The organism is Synechococcus sp. 8F6 (assembly GCF_002252665.1).
In the GTDB taxonomy this organism is placed as follows: Bacteria; Cyanobacteriota; Cyanobacteriia; order PCC-6307; family Cyanobiaceae; genus Cyanobium_A.
Genome location: NZ_NQKZ01000007.1, coordinates 76209 through 93408, shown reverse-complemented (window position 1 = coordinate 93408; position 17200 = coordinate 76209). Strand labels below are relative to the sequence as shown.

20 protein-coding genes are annotated in these 17200 nt (G+C 69.7%); 11 read left to right on the top strand and 9 right to left on the bottom strand.

The features are described from left to right. Nucleotides 1–88: 88 nt before the first annotated feature. The 4 genes from CJZ78_RS07115 to CJZ78_RS07100 form a co-directional block, all read right to left on the bottom strand. Nucleotides 89–1087 carry a DUF1517 domain-containing protein gene (locus CJZ78_RS07115; RefSeq protein ID WP_369802032.1) on the bottom strand — a complete coding sequence of 333 codons (999 nt, stop codon included), beginning with the start codon at nt 1085–1087 and terminating at the stop codon, nt 89–91. A 25-nt stretch (nt 1088–1112) separates the two neighbouring features. Continuing rightward, nucleotides 1113–1319, bottom strand: coding sequence for a sulfur carrier protein ThiS (thiS, locus tag CJZ78_RS07110; protein WP_094560199.1), 207 nt, complete (start codon nt 1317–1319; stop codon nt 1113–1115). Next, nucleotides 1316–2407, bottom strand: coding sequence for a thiamine phosphate synthase (locus tag CJZ78_RS07105; protein WP_369802031.1), 1092 nt, complete (start codon nt 2405–2407; stop codon nt 1316–1318). Before CJZ78_RS07105 ends, thiS begins: the two co-directional genes overlap by 4 nt. 76 nt (nt 2408–2483) lie before the next feature. Beyond that, the gene (locus tag CJZ78_RS07100) at nt 2484–3458 is read right to left on the bottom strand and encodes a bifunctional riboflavin kinase/FAD synthetase (RefSeq protein ID WP_094560198.1); all 975 of its coding nucleotides are present in this window, start codon (nt 3456–3458) and stop codon (nt 2484–2486) included. 81 nt (nt 3459–3539) lie between these two features. Here CJZ78_RS07100 and CJZ78_RS07095 point away from each other — a divergent pair, with 81 nt between their 5' ends. Then, the gene (locus tag CJZ78_RS07095; protein ID WP_094560197.1) at nt 3540–4121 is read left to right on the top strand and encodes a DUF3611 family protein; all 582 of its coding nucleotides are present in this window, start codon (nt 3540–3542) and stop codon (nt 4119–4121) included. Between the two features lie 21 nt (nt 4122–4142). On the opposite strand, the gene surE is transcribed toward CJZ78_RS07095, so the two are convergent. Continuing rightward, the gene (gene surE / locus CJZ78_RS07090) at nt 4143–4928 is read right to left on the bottom strand and encodes a 5'/3'-nucleotidase SurE (RefSeq protein ID WP_094560246.1); all 786 of its coding nucleotides are present in this window, start codon (nt 4926–4928) and stop codon (nt 4143–4145) included. An 84-nt stretch (nt 4929–5012) separates the two neighbouring features. Here surE and pheS point away from each other — a divergent pair, with 84 nt between their 5' ends. The 4 genes from pheS to CJZ78_RS07070 all read left to right on the top strand — a co-directional run bounded on the left by pheS (nt 5013) and on the right by CJZ78_RS07070 (nt 8188). Then, nucleotides 5013–6020, top strand: coding sequence for a phenylalanine--tRNA ligase subunit alpha (gene pheS / locus CJZ78_RS07085; RefSeq protein WP_094560196.1), 1008 nt, complete (start codon nt 5013–5015; stop codon nt 6018–6020). A gap of 67 nt (nt 6021–6087) precedes the next feature. Next, a complete protein-coding gene (locus tag CJZ78_RS07080; RefSeq protein ID WP_094560195.1) occupies nt 6088–7005 on the top strand; it encodes an NAD(+) kinase in 918 nt (305 codons plus the stop codon). Further along, a complete protein-coding gene (locus CJZ78_RS07075) occupies nt 7002–7688 on the top strand; it encodes a response regulator transcription factor (RefSeq protein WP_094560194.1) in 687 nt (228 codons plus the stop codon). The genes CJZ78_RS07080 and CJZ78_RS07075 overlap by 4 nt, the downstream gene beginning before the upstream one ends. After that, complete coding sequence (locus tag CJZ78_RS07070; RefSeq protein WP_094560193.1) at nt 7688–8188, top strand: DUF192 domain-containing protein; 501 nt, start codon at nt 7688–7690, stop codon at nt 8186–8188. The genes CJZ78_RS07075 and CJZ78_RS07070 overlap by 1 nt, the downstream gene beginning before the upstream one ends. On the opposite strand, the gene cbiE is transcribed toward CJZ78_RS07070, so the two are convergent. Continuing rightward, nucleotides 8118–9431 carry a precorrin-6y C5,15-methyltransferase (decarboxylating) subunit CbiE gene (gene cbiE, locus CJZ78_RS07065; protein WP_094560192.1) on the bottom strand — a complete coding sequence of 438 codons (1314 nt, stop codon included), beginning with the start codon at nt 9429–9431 and terminating at the stop codon, nt 8118–8120. The genes CJZ78_RS07070 and cbiE overlap by 71 nt on opposite strands. A gap of 41 nt (nt 9432–9472) precedes the next feature. Here cbiE and CJZ78_RS07060 point away from each other — a divergent pair, with 41 nt between their 5' ends. The 6 genes from CJZ78_RS07060 (at nt 9473) to CJZ78_RS07035 (ending at nt 15776) form a co-directional block, all read left to right on the top strand. Next, a complete protein-coding gene (locus CJZ78_RS07060) occupies nt 9473–9745 on the top strand; it encodes a hypothetical protein (RefSeq protein WP_233128559.1) in 273 nt (90 codons plus the stop codon). Between the two features lie 27 nt (nt 9746–9772). Further along, nucleotides 9773–12280 (top strand): GH116 family glycosyl hydrolase, encoded by a 2508-nt coding sequence (locus CJZ78_RS07055; RefSeq protein WP_094560191.1) that lies wholly within the window; start codon nt 9773–9775, stop codon nt 12278–12280. Further along, nucleotides 12277–12765, top strand: a complete 489-nt coding sequence (locus tag CJZ78_RS07050; protein WP_094560190.1) for a DUF3122 domain-containing protein — start codon at nt 12277–12279, stop codon at nt 12763–12765. Before CJZ78_RS07055 ends, CJZ78_RS07050 begins: the two co-directional genes overlap by 4 nt. A gap of 520 nt (nt 12766–13285) precedes the next feature. Next, nucleotides 13286–13531 carry a hypothetical protein gene (locus tag CJZ78_RS07045; protein WP_094560189.1) on the top strand — a complete coding sequence of 82 codons (246 nt, stop codon included), beginning with the start codon at nt 13286–13288 and terminating at the stop codon, nt 13529–13531. A 101-nt stretch (nt 13532–13632) separates the two neighbouring features. Beyond that, complete coding sequence (gene ribD / locus CJZ78_RS07040) at nt 13633–14721, top strand: bifunctional diaminohydroxyphosphoribosylaminopyrimidine deaminase/5-amino-6-(5-phosphoribosylamino)uracil reductase RibD (protein ID WP_094560188.1); 1089 nt, start codon at nt 13633–13635, stop codon at nt 14719–14721. A 5-nt stretch (nt 14722–14726) separates the two neighbouring features. Continuing rightward, nucleotides 14727–15776 carry a mechanosensitive ion channel family protein gene (locus CJZ78_RS07035; protein ID WP_094560187.1) on the top strand — a complete coding sequence of 350 codons (1050 nt, stop codon included), beginning with the start codon at nt 14727–14729 and terminating at the stop codon, nt 15774–15776. Here the strand turns inward: CJZ78_RS07035 and CJZ78_RS07030 are convergent. From CJZ78_RS07030 to CJZ78_RS07020, 3 genes are read right to left on the bottom strand one after another with little or no spacing between them, the layout of a single operon-like run. Then, nucleotides 15742–16248 carry a DUF427 domain-containing protein gene (locus tag CJZ78_RS07030; protein WP_233128558.1) on the bottom strand — a complete coding sequence of 169 codons (507 nt, stop codon included), beginning with the start codon at nt 16246–16248 and terminating at the stop codon, nt 15742–15744. The genes CJZ78_RS07035 and CJZ78_RS07030 overlap by 35 nt on opposite strands. Then, nucleotides 16241–16486, bottom strand: a complete 246-nt coding sequence (locus tag CJZ78_RS07025; RefSeq protein ID WP_094560186.1) for a Nif11-like leader peptide family RiPP precursor — start codon at nt 16484–16486, stop codon at nt 16241–16243. The genes CJZ78_RS07030 and CJZ78_RS07025 overlap by 8 nt, the downstream gene beginning before the upstream one ends. Beyond that, the gene (locus CJZ78_RS07020; protein WP_094560185.1) at nt 16483–17121 is read right to left on the bottom strand and encodes an SOS response-associated peptidase; all 639 of its coding nucleotides are present in this window, start codon (nt 17119–17121) and stop codon (nt 16483–16485) included. The genes CJZ78_RS07025 and CJZ78_RS07020 overlap by 4 nt, the downstream gene beginning before the upstream one ends. Nucleotides 17122–17200: the final 79 nt, after the last annotated feature.

Here is a 17200-nt window from a genome sequence, read left to right as displayed (position 1 = left end):
GGAAAGCCCACGAGGTGACCGCAAGGGCCTGGGGACCAATCTCCTCGGGCCGTTTGCGACTCGCCCCAGGACTGCTGCTCCCCCAGGGCTAGAGGTGCTGCAGCTGGGGGTAGGCGGTGAGCAGCTCTTCGGTGCTGAGCACTTCGCCGGCCCCTTCCGGCTGCCAGATCACCTCGATCGCAAGCAGGTCCGCAGAGCCCACCGCCCCGAGCTGCTCCAGCGATTCACGCAGCTGGTCGGCGCTGCCCGCACCCTTGAGGTTGATCCGGTTGCGGGTGGCCACCAGCAGGGTCACGGCGATGAAATCACTGCTGGCATCGCTGTCGCCCGCCGCGACGGCGGCATCGCTGTAGCGCTGACCGCCGACATTGCTGGTCACCTCACGCTGCAACTTGCTGCGTTCGGCCATCGACAGACGGTTAAAGGTGGCTTCCGCACTGACGAAGGGCACCTGGCCCACTTCACCGTTGGCGTACATCCAGAGGTCGGGGTGGCGCAGCAGGGCCAGGGTGCTCTCCTGGAGCAGTGCCTGGAGCCCGGCCGCATGGCTGGTGTCGGCGCTGCCGGCCAACCGACGCAGGTCGGTTTGCAGCTGGCGCGCCGAAGCGAGCAGCCCCACCTGCAGCTGGCTGATCGTGACCGGTCCATCGGGGCGTCCCGCGCCAATCAGATCGCCGCCGCGGCCGCTGCCAAGGGCGGGGCCCTGACCACCACCACCACCTCGCACGGCATTGAGCAGCAGACCCACCACGCCCATCAGCACCAGGAAGCCGAACAGCCCACCGCCGCCGAAGCCAAAGATCGGGATCAGGAAGGGAAAGCCAATTCCACCGCCGCCATAACCACCGCGATAGCCGCCGCTGTAGCCACCTCGATATCCCCCGCCATAGCCACCGCCGCCGTAGCTGCGGGGCATCGAGGGGGCCGAACGGAAGCTGCCGCCACCAATCCGGCCGCCGCTGGCCGCCCAGCTGGGGCTTGGATGGGCAAGCAGCAGGGTGAGCGCCAGCACCGGCACGGCCAGCCAACTGACACAGCGCCGCAGGCTCAGGCTGGGTCCGAAGGTCGGACGGGTCGGAAGCGCCAAGGCTCCGCAAGCAAGTGGTTGAAATCTAGGAACCGCCACCCACGATGGTGACCACCTCCAGCACATCGGATTCCACCACCGGCTGGGAGGGCCAGGCCTGCCGGAGCAGGATCGCGCCGTTGAACTCCACCACCACCAGCCGGGGCTGGTAGCCCAGTTCGGCGAGCACCTGCTCCAGGCTCAGGCCTGCTGAGCACTGGCGCAGTTCGCCATTCACCTGCAAGGTGATCATGGGCAACCCTCCAGGGCCTGCAGCAGCGCGGCCGTGGCGGCAGCCGGATCAACGGCTTCGGTGATGGCCCGCACCACCGCCACCCGATCGGCACCGGCCGCCCGCACCGCCGCCAGGTTGCTGGCCTCCACCCCGCCGATGGCGAAGAAGGGGATCGGGCTGGCCGCCGCGGCCTGGCGCACGTAGTCAAGGCCCACCGGCTCCCGGCCCGGCTTGGTGGGCGTGGCGTGCACCGGCCCGACGCCCACGTAGTCGCAGCCATCGGTCACCGCCTGCTGCAGCTGCGCGAGGGCATGGGTGCTGCGGCCGATCAGGCGATCGGGCCCCAGCAGCTGGCGCGCCACCGCCGGCGGCAGATCCCCCTGGCCCAGATGCACCCCATCGGCTTCCACCGCCAGAGCGATGTCGATCCGGTCGTTGACCAGAAACAGGGCGCCGTGGGCCGCGCACAGCTGGCGCAGGGCGCGGGCCTGGCCAAGCTTCTGCAGGTCGTCGAGACCAGCAGCCTCCTTGGCGCGGTATTGCACCAGGCGCACCCCGGCCCCGAGGGCCGCGGCCACCACGCCCTCCAGATCGGCCACCGGCGAGGTAACCAGATACAAGCGGCAGTGGGCCAGGGCCTCGCGGCGCCCCTCCCCGCCCGTGGCCGCCAGACGACAGGCCTGCAGCAGATCCACTTCCAGGTCGTAGAGCAGGTAGCGCAGGGTGGAGGCCTCCTCCGCCAGCTCCGGATCGCTGCTGCGGCCAAACTCCTCCAGCACCCGCAGCGCCTCCTGCACCCGACCGGCGTTGGCACCAACCACGGCGCTGGGGCTGCGGCGCTCCGCCTGGGCCGGATGGCCGAGCCCCGCGGCCGGGTCGGTGGCTGTGTGGCGCGCAAATTTGTAGGCATCCCGGTGCAACCGGCCCAGCCGCTGGCGCATGTCCTTGGTGCGCACCACCAGGTCGCGTCGATCCAGGCCGAAACGGGCCCAGTCCTCCAGCACCCGCAACCCCTCTCGGGCTCGATCGAGGTTGGCGTCGATCAAGCGATCGCGAGCTGGGTCATCCAGACCCTCGCTGGCCATGCTGTTTAGGGTGGGGTCCATCACGCAGGGGCCAATGGCAGGCGAGCCGGGCGGAGTGGACAAAGGCAACTCCGACAGCCCGATGCTGGTGCTGATTTCAGGGATTCTGCTGCTCGGCGGGATCGCCACCTTCATCGGCTGGGGCCTGACCCACGCCTATCCCGGCGGTTAGGGCCCGGGCCTCGTCGGCATCGCGGGCGATCTGGGCACTCAACGCCTCGAAGCTGGCGAAGGTCTGCTGGCGGCGCAGCAGCTGGAGCGGCTCCACCACCAGCTCCAGGCCGTCGAGCTCCAGGCGGCGATCCAGCAGGTGCACCTCCACCGCCGAGGGCGCCATCGGATCGACGGTGGGCTGGGGGCCGAGGTTCATCACGGCCGGCAGCAGCGGCCCACCGGCCACCGTTGCCGCAGCGGCATACACCCCCTCGAGGGGGAGAAACTTGCGCCCGTCCACCTGCAGGTTGGCGGTGGGCCAGCCGAGCTCCCGACCCAACCCCCGGCCCCGCACCACCCGGCCGCTGAAGCGATAGGGCCGCTCCAGCAGCCGCCGGGCCTCGGCCACATCCCCCGCCGCCAGGGCCCGGCGGATGCGGCTGCTGCTCACCCGCTCCTGGCCGTCCCAGAGCATCGGCAGCACCTGCACGTCGATGCCGTGGCGCTGGCCGATCGCTGCCAGCGTGTGGCTGTCGCCACTGCGGCCGGCCCCGAAGCGGAAGTTGTCACCCACGGCAACGCGCTGGGCCCCCAGCTGGCCCACCAGCACCTGCTCCACGAACGCCTCGGGGCTGAGGGCCGCCAGCTCGCGGGTGAAAGGCACCAGCACCAGCTGCTCAATGCCGAGGGGTTCGAGCAGATGCAGCTTCTCGGCGGGCAGATCCAGCCGCAGTCGCGGCTCGCCGTACAGCACCTCGCGCGGATGGGGCCAGAAGCTGACCACCGTCGGCGTCGCCCCGCCCGCAGCTCCGGTGACGGCCGCGATCACGCGGCGGTGTCCCTGATGCAGGCCGTCGAAGCTGCCGAGGGCAATGGCCGTGGGCCGCCGCGCCTCCTGGGGTGATCGCAGGGGTATCAACGCTACGGAACCCAAAGGCAACAGGAGCCAAAGCGATCTTCCCATGGCACCTTTGGGACCTGTTGTTCTCGCGATGGCTGAATGGCTGACCGCCTCGACCTGCAGCTGATTGCCGCAGCGCTGCGGCGCATGGGCTGGGTGCGCTTCTGGGCCCAGGTGGTGCTGGGTGTTGTGGTGGTGGGCGTGCAGCTGTTCAACAACATCGGCGGTCGCCTTGCCGCCAATTCGGCCCGGGCCCTGGGCCTGGGGCCGGGCATTTCGCTCACCACCCTGGCCTTCCTGCTGCTGCTCTGGTGCATCTGGCAGAGCTGGCTGGTGGTGCGCTGCGGACGGGCCTTGGCCAGCCCCGTGCACCCCAGCAAGGGCGAAACGGCCCGGCTGATCAAACGCGGCGTGTTCGCCGACCTGGTTGGACTCACCCTGGCGGTGTTGGGCTATCAGTCGCTCGCGGGCAGCCTGTTCGTGCAGGCCTCCCAGCAGGTGCCGGGCTTCTTCGGGGCGCAGATCCAGTCGGCCCCTGGCACGGCTGGACGACTGGTGGGGCTGCCGATCACCTCGATCGAGATGCTTTCGGTGCTGGGCAACACCCAGGTGCTGTTTGCCCACCTGATCGGGCTATGGATCAGCCTGTGGATGCTGCAACGGATTTACCGATCAGCCTGATCGACCGCTCAACCTGATCGTTCACGGCTCGGGCAGGTCACGGGTGGCGCCGCGCCAGAAGATGTCGGGTTGCAGCGGTGTCAGCGAGGCACCGCCGCCGTTGATCTGGGCCACGTCGGTGGGCCAGGCCGCCGGCCCGGACACCTCGGCCTCCAGGTCGTTGACGACCTCGCCAGCCAGCCAGTAGTAGGTGTGCCCGCGGGGATCCACCCGCTGCTCAAATTGATCGGTGTAGCGGCGCACCGCCGCACGGCACCAGCGCAGCGGCCCGATCGCTTCCGCCGGCCGGGGCGGCACATTGAGGTTAAGCAGCATGCGCTCCGGCCAGCCCTCGGCCAGCATCCGCTCGGCCACATCGAGGGCCAAGCTTGCTGCCGGCGCAAACTGGCGCCATTGGAAGTCGGCACTGCTCACCGCCAGGGCGGGCAGGCCCTCGATCGTGCCCTCCATCGCCGCGCTCACCGTGCCGGAATAGAGCACATCGGTGCCCAGGTTGGGGCCGTGGTTGATGCCGGAGAGCACCAGATCCGGCCACTCCTCGAGCAGGGAGAAGAGCGCCAGCTTGACGCAGTCGGAGGGGGTGCCGCTGCAGGCCCAGGCCTGCACCCCATCGTCGAACAGCTCATCGGCCCGTTCCGCCCGGATGGGGGTGTGCAGGGTGAGGCCATGGCCTGTGGCGGAGCGCTCCTGATCCGGACACACCACACTCACCTGGTGGCCGCGGGCCAGGGCCGCATTGGCCAGGGTGCGGATGCCCTCAGCGAAGACCCCGTCGTCGTTGCTGATCAGGATCCTGAGTGGTGCCATCAGGCCCAGCGCCATCTCGCTGCAACGGTACTGGGGTTGGGTCTGGGGCGGCTCCTTACAGTCGGCACTCCCTCCGCCTCAGCCGTGAGCGCCACCGTGTCCCTGCAGCAGCTCACCAACCAGCTCCAGGAGCTGGAAACCCAGGCCGCGGCAGAGATCTCCGCGGCCAGCACCGCCGCTGAGCTCGAGGAGCTGCGGGTGGGGTTGCTGGGCAAGAAAGGGCGTCTGTCGGGGGTGCTCGGGGCGATGGGCAAATTGCCCGGCGACGAGCGACCGCTGATCGGCCAGCGGGCCAATGTGCTCAAGGAGCAGGTGCAGGCTCTGCTGGGCGAGCGCCTGACCGCTGTTAAAAGCGCCGCCATGGCTGAGCGCATTGCCCGCGAAACCCTCGACGTCACAGCCCCCTGCAGCTACACGCCGCCGGGCCACCGCCACCCGCTGATCAGCACGATCGAGGAGATCACCGACATCTTTGCCGGTCTCGGCTATCGGGTGTCAGAAGGCCCTGAGATCGAAAGCGACTACTACAACTTCACCGCCCTCAACATCCCGGAGCATCATCCGGCCCGGGACATGCAGGACACCTTCTACCTGGAGGACGGCCGGCTGCTGCGCACCCACACCTCGCCCGTGCAGATCCGCTATCTGGAAAACAACCCGCCGCCGGTGCGGGTGATCGCCCCGGGCCGGGTGTATCGCCGCGACGCGGTGGATGCCACCCACTCGCCGGTGTTCCACCAGGTGGAGGTGCTGGCCATCGATGAGGGCCTGGATTTCAGCCACCTGCGCGGCACGGTGACCGCCTTCCTGCAGCAGTTCTTCGGCGATCTGCCGGTGCGCTTCCGCGCCAGCTACTTCCCCTTCACCGAGCCCAGCGCCGAGGTGGATGTGCAGTGGCGCGGCCGCTGGCTGGAGGTGATGGGTTGCGGCATGGTCGACCCCGCCGTGCTCACGGGCATGGGCCTCGATCCCGAGCGCTGGAGCGGCTTTGCCGCTGGCCTTGGGGTGGAACGGTTCTGCATGGTGCGCCACGGCATCGACGACATCCGCCGCCTCTACACCAGCGATCTGCGCTTTCTGGAGCAGTTCTGAGCAGACCGCCAAGGCCCATCCAACCAGCCCCCCCATAAACTCAGACTGCCCTCCGCGCCCCCGATCGGTGCCCCGCGTCGGACTGATCGTGAATGACGGCAAGGACCTGGCCCTGGCCACCGCCGATGCCATTGAGGCGCGCTTCACGGCGGCGGGCTATGGCGTGGTGCGGGTGAGCAGCTCCGGCGGCATGGTGGGCTTCGCCAACCCCGACCAGCACCTGCGCACCCGTGGCTACACGGCCTGCGTGCCGGCGGGCTTCGATCGCGACCTCAGCCTGGCGGTGGTGCTCGGCGGCGACGGCACCGTGCTTTCGGCCGCCCGCCAAACCGCGCCCGTTGGCGTGCCGATTCTCACGGTCAACACCGGCCATCTGGGTTTTCTGGCCGAGGCCTACCTGCACCAGCTGGAAACGGCCCTCGACCAGGTGCTCAGCGGCGAATGGACGGTGGAGGAGCGCACATCCTTAATCGTCAGCGTGATGCGCGGCGACCAGCGGCGCTGGGAGGTGCTGTGCCTCAACGAGATGGCCCTGCACCGCGAGCCGCTCACCTCGATGTGCCATTTCGAGATCGCCGTGGGCCGTCACGCCCCGGTGGACATCGCCGCCGACGGCGTGATCCTCTCCACCCCCACCGGCTCCACCGCCTATGCCCTCAGCGCCGGTGGCCCGGTGATCACGCCGGATTGCCCGGTGCTGCAGCTCACGCCGATCGCACCCCACTCCCTGGCCTCTCGGGCCCTGGTGTTCAGCGACCGGGAGCCGGTGACGGTGTTTCCGGCCACACCGGAGCGGCTGATGATGGTGGTGGACGGCAGCGCCGGTTGCTACATCTGGCCGGAAGACCGGGTGCTGGTGCGCCGCAGCGAGCAGCCGGTGCGCTTTGTGCGCCTGGCCGACCATGAGTTTTTCCAGGTGCTACGCAACAAACTGGGCTGGGGCCTGCCCCACGTGGCCAAGCCCGGCAACGGCACCGCACCATGAGCGAAGCCCTGATCCTGCTGGTGGGCCCGGAAGCCGAGGCGCTGGCGGCCCGACTGGAAGCCTCGGGCTACGCCTGCAGCAGCGAAGCCCAGCTGGGGATCGGCGCTGGCCAGGACTCGGCTGCCAGCCCCGATGCCGTGCTGCTGTCGGCAGGAGAGGCCGGGCGGATCGGCGCATTGCGGGCGCAGTGGGGCACCATTCCGCTGCTGCTCGACGTGGGCAACGACACGGTGGAGGCCCGCATCCATTGCCTCAGCTCGGGTGCCGACGACTTCTGGCTCTCGAGCCTCGGCCCCAGCGACCTGCTGATGCGGTTGCGACTGCACCTGGATCTAACGCGCCGCACCAACGTGCCGGCCCAATTGCTGCAGGTGGGCGATCTGGTGGTGAACCCCAGCACGCGCCAGGTGAAACGCGGCCCCCGGCCGGTGGGCCTAACGGCGCGGGAATACCAACTGCTGCTCCTGCTGCTGGAGCGCAAGGGCACGGTGGTGGGCCGCGAGCTGATCCTGCGCCAGGTGTGGAACGACGATCAGGCCACCACCAGCAACGTGATTGAGGTGTACGTGCGCTATCTGCGCCAGAAGCTGGAGGAGGGCGGCGAGCGGCGGCTGATCCACACGATCCGCGGCCAGGGCTACTGCCTCAGCGAGCGCCTGCCCCCGCTGGAGGCGCGCAGCTGATGGGTGTCCGTTCCCAGCTGCGCTGGTGCGGGCAGGCGGCCCTGGCCCTGCTGCTGAGCGGCTTCACGCCCCCGCCCCAATGGCTACCGATCACGGCCCAGTGGTGCCTGGCCCCGCTGCATCCCCAACGCTGCATCGCCCTGGAGGTGGCCGACACCCCCGAGAAACAGAGCAAGGGCCTGCAGCTGCGGCCGCCCCTGCCGCCCCTGCGGGGCATGTGGTTCCCCTACAGCCCGCCCTCGCTGGCGCGGTTCTGGATGCACCGCACCCCCGAACCCCTCGACATGCTGTTTGTGCAAGGCAACCGGGTGGTGGCGATCGAGGCCCACACCCAACCCTGCCTTCAGCTGCCCTGCCGCAGCTACGGCCCCGACCAAGCGGTGGACGGCGTGCTCGAACTGGCCGCCGGCCAGGCCGAAGCCCTGGGGATCACGGTGGGCAGCCCGGTGCGGATTGAGCCGCTTGGGAAAGCCTCCCCTTCAACACCAGCACAGGATTGAGCGGCGCCAGGCGGGTGCCGTCGGCCAAGGGCGCCCCCCGCCAGGCCTGATGCTGGCCCACCGCCACCCGGCAGCCGGCCTGCTCCAGCAGGGGCCGCAGCTCCGCCAGGGCCTCCACGGTGGCCAGGGGGATCACCACCACGCCGCCAGGCCGCAGCCGCTGCAGCACCGCCGCCAGCACGGCCGCCCGCTCGCGGCCACCACCACCAAGCAGCACCCGATCCGGATCGGGCAGCGCCGACAGGGCGTCGGGCGCCCGGCCCTCGTGGATCCCCGCTGGCCGCACCCCCAGCCGTTCGGCATTGGCGGCGATCAGCGCCGCCGAACCGCCCCGCGCCTCCAACAACCAGCCCGCCAGGCCAGGCCGCAGCCGCAGGGCCTCCAGGCCCACCGAGCCCACACCGGCGCCGATGTCCCACAGCACGCCGCGCTCGGGCAGCTCCAGATCGGCCAGCAGCTGGATGCGCACCTCCCGCTTGGTCATCAGGCCCGGGCGGTCGTCGTGCTGGAGGAACAGGCCATCGTCGAGGCCGAACAGGGGCAGAGCCGCCGGATCGGCGGGGGGCGCCGGCGGCTCGGCGATCAACAGCACCAGGTGCAGGGGATCGACTGCGGTGGGCAGCGCCGCCTGCGGGGCGAGCCGCTGCACCCGCTCCTCGGGATGCCCCAGCCGCTCGCACAGCCAAACGGCATAGGCCGCCTCCAGCCCTGAGGCCGCCAGGATCCGCCGCGCCTCCTCGGCCCCGCCCCGGCTCGGATCGGTGAGCACCGCCAGGGCGGCGGGCCTTTTCTGCAAGGCGGCGGCCAGGGGCTCCGGGTCGCGGCCGTGCAGGCTGATCCAGCTGGCGTCCTGCCAGGGGCGGCCGATCCGGGCGAAGGCCAGCTGCAGCGAGCTGGGGGCCGGATGAAAGCGCAGCTGGGCCGCCGGGAAGCGCTGCAGCAACAACCGGCCGATGCCAAACCAGAGCGGATCACCGCTGGCCAGCAGCACCGCCGGCTCGCCGCTGGCCAGGGCCTGCTCCAAGGGGCCGACGATCTGATCCGGCCGGTCGCTGGCCAGCAGCGCCGGGCAGGGTTGCTCCTGGGCGATGCGCCCGGCCGCCTGCTCCGCGTGCCACCAAGGCTCCAACGGCCCCAGCAGCCGCGCCGGCGCCACCACCAGCCGTGCCCGGCGCACCAGCTCCAGGGCCCGGGGAGCCAGAGCGGCCAAGCCACTGGCATCGGTGCCGATCACCTCCAACACAGCCTGCTGCGCCAGGGCGCTTCACGGTTACTGGAGCCATGATGCTCAGCCGAGTGCCCTTCAGCCTGGCCATGAACAACCGCCGCCAGCGCATCCACGACCTCGTGCTCGCCCTGCTGGCCCAGCAGGGCGACCTGGAGCTGCTGGCCGGCGATGGCACGGGCCTGCCCAGCGGCGATCCCGGCAACTGGATCGAGCGCAACCGCCGGGTGGTGCAGCGCTACCAGGCCCTGGTGCGCTCCGCCGTCACCCTCGATGCCCTGGTGGATCAGGAGGTGCAGGGCGGCTTCCAGCCCCCAGCCAACGACCTCTGACAAGCTGGGCGCACCTTTTCTGGCCCCATGGCGCGCTTCGGCCTCTCCGCCCTGACCTCCCTACTCCAGGGGAAAGGGGGCCGCCGGACGGGCACCAGCAGGTGGACCGCACCGGCCGCCAGCTGGAGCCGCCCCTTCGGCCTGGGCTGGCAGCAGCCCTTCACGGTGCGCTACGCCAGCAACCTCGACGACGGCCCCAACCACGGCATGCCCCTGGGGGGCTTCGGTGCCGGCTGCATCGGCCGAGCCCCCGACGGCAGCTTCAACCTCTGGCACCTCGACGGCGGCGAGCACTGGTTTGGCACCCTGCCCGACTGCCAGTTCGCCCTGTTTGAAAGCGACGGGACCCAGAGCCGTGCCCACGCCCTGGCGGTGAAGCCGGCGGCCGATGCCTCCCGCCCCGAGGGCAGCGAGCCCCTCAGCGCCTGGAGCTGGTACCCCGCCAGCACCGCTGAGCAACCCACCGGCACCTACACCGCCCGCTACCCCCTGAGCAGCACCAGCTACGAGGGGGTGTTTGAAGCCGAGGTGAGCTGTGAGGCCTTCAGTCCGATCCTGCCTGGCGACTACCAGCGCACCAGCTACCCGGTGGCGGTGTTCGTCTGGACGCTGACCAACCCCACCGACCGCCCCCTCGACCTCTCCCTGCTGCTGAGCTGGCGCAACACCACGGGCTGGTTCAGCAACACCGATCCCACCGCGGCAGTCCAGTTTCGCGACGACGGCAGCCCGGAGCACAACTACGTGCCGGCGATCGGCCTCAGCAAGGGCCAGCGCAACCGCTGGGTGGATGGGGAGAACCTGCGCGGCGTGCTGCTGGAGGGTGATCGCTCCACGCCGATCGCGGAAGGGGAGGGGCAGTGGTGCCTCGCAGCCCCCGATCACCTGGAGGTGCAGCGCTGCAGCCGCTGGAACCCCCACGGCAGCGGCGCCGAGCTATGGGAGCCCTTCGCCCGCGATGGCTCGATCCCCGACAGCAACAACGACCGCCGCAGCGGCGAGGGCGACCCCAGCAGCGCCGCCCTGGCGGTGAAGTGCCAGCTGGAGCCTGGCGCCAGCATCGAGATCCCCCTGGTGATCAGCTGGGACCTGCCGGTCACGGCCTTCGCCACCGGCACCCGGGCCCTGCGCCGCTACACCGACTTTTTTGGCGGAAAGGCCGGCAGCGCCGCTGCCATCGCCGCCGAGGCCCTGCGCGACTGGCGCGATTGGCGCGCCCAGATCGATGCCTGGCAACGGCCGGTGCTGGAGCGCACGGATCTGCCCGACGCCCTGCGCATGGCGCTGTTCAACGAGCTCTACGACCTGGCCAGCGGCGGCAGTCTCTGGACCGCCGCCAGCAGCGGCGATCCGGTGGGTCAGTTTGGGGTGTTGGAGTGCCTCGACTACGCCTGGTACGAAAGCCTCGACGTGCGGCTCTACGGCTCGTTTGCCCTGCTGCAGCTCTGGCCAGAGCTCGACAAGGCCGTGCTGCGCAGCTTCGCCCGCGCCATCCCGGCCGCCGATGCCACTCCCCGGCCGATCGGCTGGTATTTCACCCAGGGCAAGGGCCGGGTGGAGGCCCCCCGCAAGGTGGCCGGCGCCACACCGCACGATCTGGGCGCCCCCAACGAGCGGCCGTTTGAAGCCACCAATTACACCGCCTATCAAGACTGCAACCTCTGGAAGGACTTGGCCAGCGACTACATGCTGCAGGTGTGGCGCACCTTCAAGCTGGCCCCAAGCGGCGAAGACCTCAGCTTTCTGGCGTCCTGCTGGCCGGCGGCGGTGCAGGCCCTGCGGTATCTGAAGGGCTTCGATGCCAACAACGACGGCCTACCCGACAACGGCGGCGCCCCCGACCAGACCTTCGACGACTGGCCGCTGAAGGGCGTGAGCGCCTACTGCGGCGCCCTCTGGATCGCAGCCCTGGAAGCCGCCCTGGCGATGGCCCAGCAGCTGCAGTTGGAGCTGGGGCTCGACACGAGCGGCGAGCAGCGCGAATTCGGCAGCTGGCTGGAGCAGAGCCGGGCCAACTTCGACCCACTGCTGTGGAACGGCGAGTACTACAACATCGACGCCGAGAGCGGCACGCCCGTGGTGATGGCCGACCAGCTCTGCGGTGATTTCTACGCCCGGCTGCTGGGTCTGCCGCCGGTGGTCGCCACCGACCGGGCCCAGAGTGCGCTGCGGGCCGTGAAGGAGGCCTGCTTCGAGGGCTTCCAGGGCGGCACGCTCGGCGTGGCCAACGGCCTACGCCGCGACGGCACGCCCCTCGATCCCAACGGCACCCACCCGCTGGAGGTGTGGACCGGTATCAACTTCGGCCTGGCGGCCTACTACCGCCTGATGGGCGAAACCGACACCGCCTTCGCCATCTCCGCTGCCGTGGTCGAGCAGGTGTACAGCGGCGGCCTGCAGTTCCGCACCCCGGAAGCCATCACCGGGGTCAACACCTTCCGGGCCTGCCACTACCTGCGGGCGATGGCGATCTGGGCCCTGTGGGCCACCCACACCAACTGGCAAGCGATCCCCGGGGCGGAGCGCCAGCCATGAAGCGCCTGCTTGCCCTGCTGCTGGCCCCTCTGTTGACCGCTGCCCTCTGGCTGGGCCTGCCCCCCGCCGCCCAGGCGCTGGTGCATGCCCACAACGACGAGAACGGCACCCCGGTGGTGCGCAGCCTCGAAAGCCTGCGCGACCTCGACTACCAGAGCTGGCAGGTGGTGGCCTACCGCGAAGGCCCTCCCGGCGGGCCCCTGAAGCTGCGGATCGTCGGCTACCCCGGCAAGGTGCGCCTCGACCACCCCACGGCCCTGCAGGTGCAGAGCGGTCGCTTCCGCTGGGAGCTGGCCGATGTGACCCTGGCCAATCCCCAGCTGGCCGGAGACGGCCGCGCCGCCGCCGCCGAATTCGACCTGGCCCCGCTGCTGGCCGACCTGAAGCAGGACCGGCCCCTGCGCCTGGTGCTGCAGGGAGTGTTTGTGGAACTGCCGGTGCCGCCATTTGTCGTGGCGGAATGGCGCAGCCTGCCGATGGCTTAGCCAGCAAGTCAGGATTGCCAACGACAGCCCCTCTGCAACGCAACGAGTATCAATCAGGGCAGGGCACTGAGCCACCGAGCACAGCTGGATTGATCAAGATAGAATTACGAAAACATTGTGCACGAGGACGGCATCATGGTTAGCTTTTCCAAGAGCATCGCGGTTGTTGCAAGCCTTACAACCATTGCGGTTGCCGCCGTTGCTGCCGTGAGATACTTTGATGGAATGGATGGGCAAATAAAAGATCAGCGGCTTTTAATTGAGACGTTGCAAAAAGAGCTCAAAGACCGTGGGGATAGCACCCAGAGTCCGCAGTCTCAGTCTCCCGGCGCTCCATCTCTGCCTGCCCCGGCCTCTATGCCCCTTCAAAATCCTCCCCCGCTGCCCACTGCACCAGCTGCAGACGAGATAAGGCCTCCGGCATCGGCGCAGTGACGCCAGACAACCCGTGAATCACCTTTCTGCTCAGACGCGAACAAACAGAGATTGCAGCGCTGCGTTTCCACGCCATCATGCAGCCATGAGCATAACAATCGGCCTGGCTTTTTCGTTGACCATCGGCTGGATGGCTGCAAAACTCCTGGCCGGAAAGGCTCGGAGTCAAGGCGAGGATCAGAGGACGATTTCTCTGAAGACGATTTCTCTGAAGACGATTTCTCTGAAGACGATCTCCTTGGATCAGGAACGCCCCAGGGCCCTGTCTTACACGGAAATGATGAATTCAGGGAAACAACGGATGGATCAAACATCCCTCAGGGACGACTGATATCTCTTTTAGTTTTTCTCCACTCGCTTTGTTGCTCTTCCACACCTTCTTCAGTGCCACCCCCCTTATCCAGCCCCGAACCCAGCCCCTGGCGCCCCTGGATGCAGCGAGCCCTGCAGCTGGCGGCCCTCGGCACCGGCCGCACCAGCCCCAACCCTTTGGTGGGTGCGGTGGTGCTCGATGCCAACGGAGCGTTGGTGGGGGAGGGCTACCACGCCCGGGCTGGTGACGCCCACGCCGAGGTGGGCGCCCTGGCCCAGGCGGGCGAGCGGGCCCGCGGCGGCACGCTGGTGGTCACCCTGGAGCCCTGCTGCCACCACGGCCGCACGCCCCCCTGCACAGGCGCCGTAATCGCCGCGGGGCTGGCCCGGGTGGTGGTGGCCATGGCCGATCCCAACCCCCAGGTGGCCGGCGGCGGCCTGGCCCAACTGCGGGCCGCCGGCATCGCGGTGATCACCGGGGTGGCCGAGACGGAAGCCCGCGCCCTCAACCGCGCCTTCTGCCATCGCGTCGCCACGGGCCGCCCCCTGGGACTGCTCAAATGGGCCATGGGTGCCGACGGCCGCACCGCCCTCAGCAACGGCGCCAGCCAATGGATCAGCGGCCCGGAGGCACGGCAGTGGGTGCACCGGCTGCGGAGCCAGTGTGATGCGGTGATCGTGGGGGGCGGCACGGTGCGCGCCGACGACCCCCTGCTCACCAGCCGCGGACGGCGCGATCCCGAACCCCTGCGGGTGGTGCTCAGCCGCAGCTTGGATCTGCCGGCCAACGCCCAGCTCTGGAGCCAGGCCGCCGCGCCCACCCTGGTGGCCCATGGCCCCGAGGCACCGCCGCAGGCCTGCGCCGCCCTCGATCAGCAGGGCGTACCCCGGCTGGAACTGGAGCTCTGCAGTCCCCGGGCCCTGCTGGAGGCCCTGGCGGCCCGCGGCTGCAACCAGGTGCTGTGGGAATGCGGGCCGGAGCTGGCCGCCGCGGCCGTGCGCGACGGCTGCGTGCAGGAGGTGGCCGCCGTGATCGCCCCGAAACTGATGGGCGGCGAGCCGGCCCGTACACCCCTGGGCGAGCTGGGTTACAGCGCCATGGCCAAGGTGCCGGCCTGGCCTGCCCACCCCCCCCTGGCCCTCGGCCCCGATCTGCTCTGGCGGCTCACCACCCCAACCCCCGAACCCCCAGCCCCCCCCTTCCCTTGAGCGCCATGCCCACCACCAACCTGCCCTTCGCGCTGCAGCTCCCCCTGGCGGGGGCGGTGCTGGCCCTGGTCGTGTGGCTGCTGCTGGATCGGCTTGGCCGGCGCTGCCGCAGCGGCTCCCTGGTTCGCGCCCTGCTGCTCAACGGTCGGCTCAGCCTGGCCGGAACAGTCTTGCTCAGCAGTGTGGGCTGGTGGCTGGCGGGGCCGGATCAGGGCCTGCAGGTGCGCGATCTGCTGCTCAGCATCGGCGTGGTGTGGACCCTGCTGCGCTGGCGCCGAGAACTCAAGCAGCGCGATGAGCACTACGCCGCTCAGCTGCTGCCGCACCTCGCCCCCAAAGACCAGCTCTTCCTGTTCGACGTGCTCGACAAGCTGTTCTGCAGCGCTGCCCTGCTGGTGGTGCTGTTCAAGGCACTCGAGCTGCTGGGGGTGTCGGCAGGGGTGTTGATCACCGCCGGGGGCTTCGGCGCCGCGGCCCTGGGCTTCGGTGCCCGCATGATCGTGGAAAACGGCCTCAGCGGCTTGTGCCTCTACATCAACCGGCCCTTCACTCTCGGCGACACGATCAACCTGCCGGCGCTCAACCTGCTGGGCACGGTGGAGAAGGTGGGCTGGTTTTACACCGAGCTGCGTGATCCCGACCGCCAGCGGATTTACATCCCCAACGGCATCTTCACCAGCCAGGCAGTGCAAAACCTGGCCCAGATCGACAACCGCCGCATCTGGATCGAATTCGGACTCCGCTACGCCGACCGCGGCCGCATCGAGGCCATCATCCACACCCTGGGGGAGCGGCTTGAGACCCTGACTGGGATTGACCGGGTCAGGGACCGGCTGGTGCACTTCGTCGACTACGGCGACTCGGCCCTGCTCTTGCGGCTGCTGTGCTTCAGCGCCAGCGGCGACCTGCAAGCAGCCTGGGCCCTGAGGCAGCAGGTGTTGCTGTTGATCGGCGAGGTGGTGGAGCAGGCCGGGGCCGGCATGCCCTTCCCCACCCGCACGGTGATCTCAAACGATGGCCCTACCTCAACTGCGGATGCAGCGGATCCCCCTTGAAGGGCCCCACCACCGCGGAGGTGATCCAGCCGCCGTAGAAACCGCCCGGCTGGGGCACGACCCGCTCGCCATCGAGCCAGCAGCCATCCATCAGGGCTGGATACACGGCAAACCAACCCGCCAGCGCCGCGAAGGCCGGGGTGGGCTCGGGGTAGGTCCACACCGCCCGGCGTAGGCGGCGCTCGGCCGGACTGCCCGAATCGACCACCACATCGCAGTAATGGGCCACCCCCTTCCACTCGCAGAAGCTGGTGCCGGCGCTGGGCTGCAACAGCTCTAGCCGCACACTTTCGGGCGGCAGGTAGATGGTGGGGGGATGGAAGGTTTCCAGCACCCGCAACATGCGATGGCTCTCCGCCAGCAGCTGGCCCAGGGCCTCCACCCGCACATGGGCAGCGCTCTCCACCAGGGCTGGCGGCCGGGGGTAGTCGCACACCCGCTCAACGGCTGCCGCCATGGCGGGCTCAGGCATGGATGAAATTGCGCAACCGCCGGCCTTCCGCTCCGGCCCGCTCCTGCAGCTCCGCATCGCTGAGGCTGGCCTCCTGCCGCTGCTGCGCGGCGATCACATCAGCCTCCTCGAGCGCATAGCCGGCGCCGCGGGCCAGCTCCAGGAAGGCCGGCAACTCCAGGGGCTCCGCCAGCTGGGTCGCCAGGTTGGGCGTCTGCCGGGCAGCGGCCAGGAAGGCGTCCAGTTGCTCGAGGCTCACAGATTCAGCTCCAACTGGGGCTGGTCTAGCCACGACGGCGGGCCATCGGCTAGCCAGCCAGCGGGATCCCAGGGGAGCAGCAGCGGCTCCAGGGCTCTCAGGCCGGGGCCGTCAGCGACCGCCAGCCAGGCCTCCTCCAGCCCGGTGGGAATCACCACCGGCATGCGCCGGTGGATCGGCGCCAGCAGGGTGTTGGGGGCACTGGTGAGCACGCAGCAACTCTCCAGCTCGCTGCCATCCGGGCCGATCCAACGGTCCCAGAGGCCGGCCAGCCAGAACAACTTGCCGTCGCGCCGGCGGATCCAACGGCCCTGTTCCCAGAAAGCATCGGCGGGGATCAGGCAGCGGCGATGGCGCCAGGCGCCGCGAAAACTGGGCTTGAGCGCCACGGTCTCGGCGCGGGCATGCACAGACCGGTGGGCGGTGGCCGGGTCCTTGACCCACTCGGGCAGCAGCCCCCACAGGGCCAGGGCAACCTGCAGCTGGCCGTGCTCCTGACGCTGGATCAACAGCGGTTCGCCCGGGCGCACCTCGGCCCGGGGGGCGTAGTGGGCCGCCAGCCCCGGCGGCAGGGGGCCCTGCAGCTGCGGCAGCAGGCGGGCGAGATCGGCGCCGAGCGAAAAGCGACCACACATGCAGCAATAGGCGACTTGAGGACTGGGGGGGCGCGTTCGGTTCTCCCAACCTTGGCTCGATCGCCGATGGGGAGCACAG

Bases quoted from the DNA above. Each gene is read 5' to 3' on its own strand.
- CJZ78_RS07055 (WP_094560191.1), top strand. From the start codon at position 9,773: ATGGCGCGCTTCGGCCTCTCCGCCCTGACCTCCCTACTCCAGGGGAAA.
- CJZ78_RS07035 (WP_094560187.1), top strand. From the start codon at position 14,727: ATGCCCACCACCAACCTGCCCTTCGCGCTGCAGCTCCCCCTGGCGGGG.
- CJZ78_RS07105 (WP_369802031.1), bottom strand. From the start codon at position 2,407: ATGGACCCCACCCTAAACAGCATGGCCAGCGAGGGTCTGGATGACCCA.
- CJZ78_RS07070 (WP_094560193.1), top strand. From the start codon at position 7,688: ATGGGTGTCCGTTCCCAGCTGCGCTGGTGCGGGCAGGCGGCCCTGGCC.
- thiS (WP_094560199.1), bottom strand. From the start codon at position 1,319: ATGATCACCTTGCAGGTGAATGGCGAACTGCGCCAGTGCTCAGCAGGC.
- CJZ78_RS07075 (WP_094560194.1), top strand. From the start codon at position 7,002: ATGAGCGAAGCCCTGATCCTGCTGGTGGGCCCGGAAGCCGAGGCGCTG.
- CJZ78_RS07030 (WP_233128558.1), bottom strand. From the start codon at position 16,248: ATGCCTGAGCCCGCCATGGCGGCAGCCGTTGAGCGGGTGTGCGACTAC.
- CJZ78_RS07045 (WP_094560189.1), top strand. From the start codon at position 13,286: ATGAGCATAACAATCGGCCTGGCTTTTTCGTTGACCATCGGCTGGATG.
- ribD (WP_094560188.1), top strand. From the start codon at position 13,633: ATGCAGCGAGCCCTGCAGCTGGCGGCCCTCGGCACCGGCCGCACCAGC.
- CJZ78_RS07060 (WP_233128559.1), top strand. From the start codon at position 9,473: ATGCTCAGCCGAGTGCCCTTCAGCCTGGCCATGAACAACCGCCGCCAG.
- CJZ78_RS07020 (WP_094560185.1), bottom strand. From the start codon at position 17,121: ATGTGTGGTCGCTTTTCGCTCGGCGCCGATCTCGCCCGCCTGCTGCCG.
- CJZ78_RS07050 (WP_094560190.1), top strand. From the start codon at position 12,277: ATGAAGCGCCTGCTTGCCCTGCTGCTGGCCCCTCTGTTGACCGCTGCC.
- surE (WP_094560246.1), bottom strand. From the start codon at position 4,928: ATGGCACCACTCAGGATCCTGATCAGCAACGACGACGGGGTCTTCGCT.
- CJZ78_RS07095 (WP_094560197.1), top strand. From the start codon at position 3,540: ATGGCTGACCGCCTCGACCTGCAGCTGATTGCCGCAGCGCTGCGGCGC.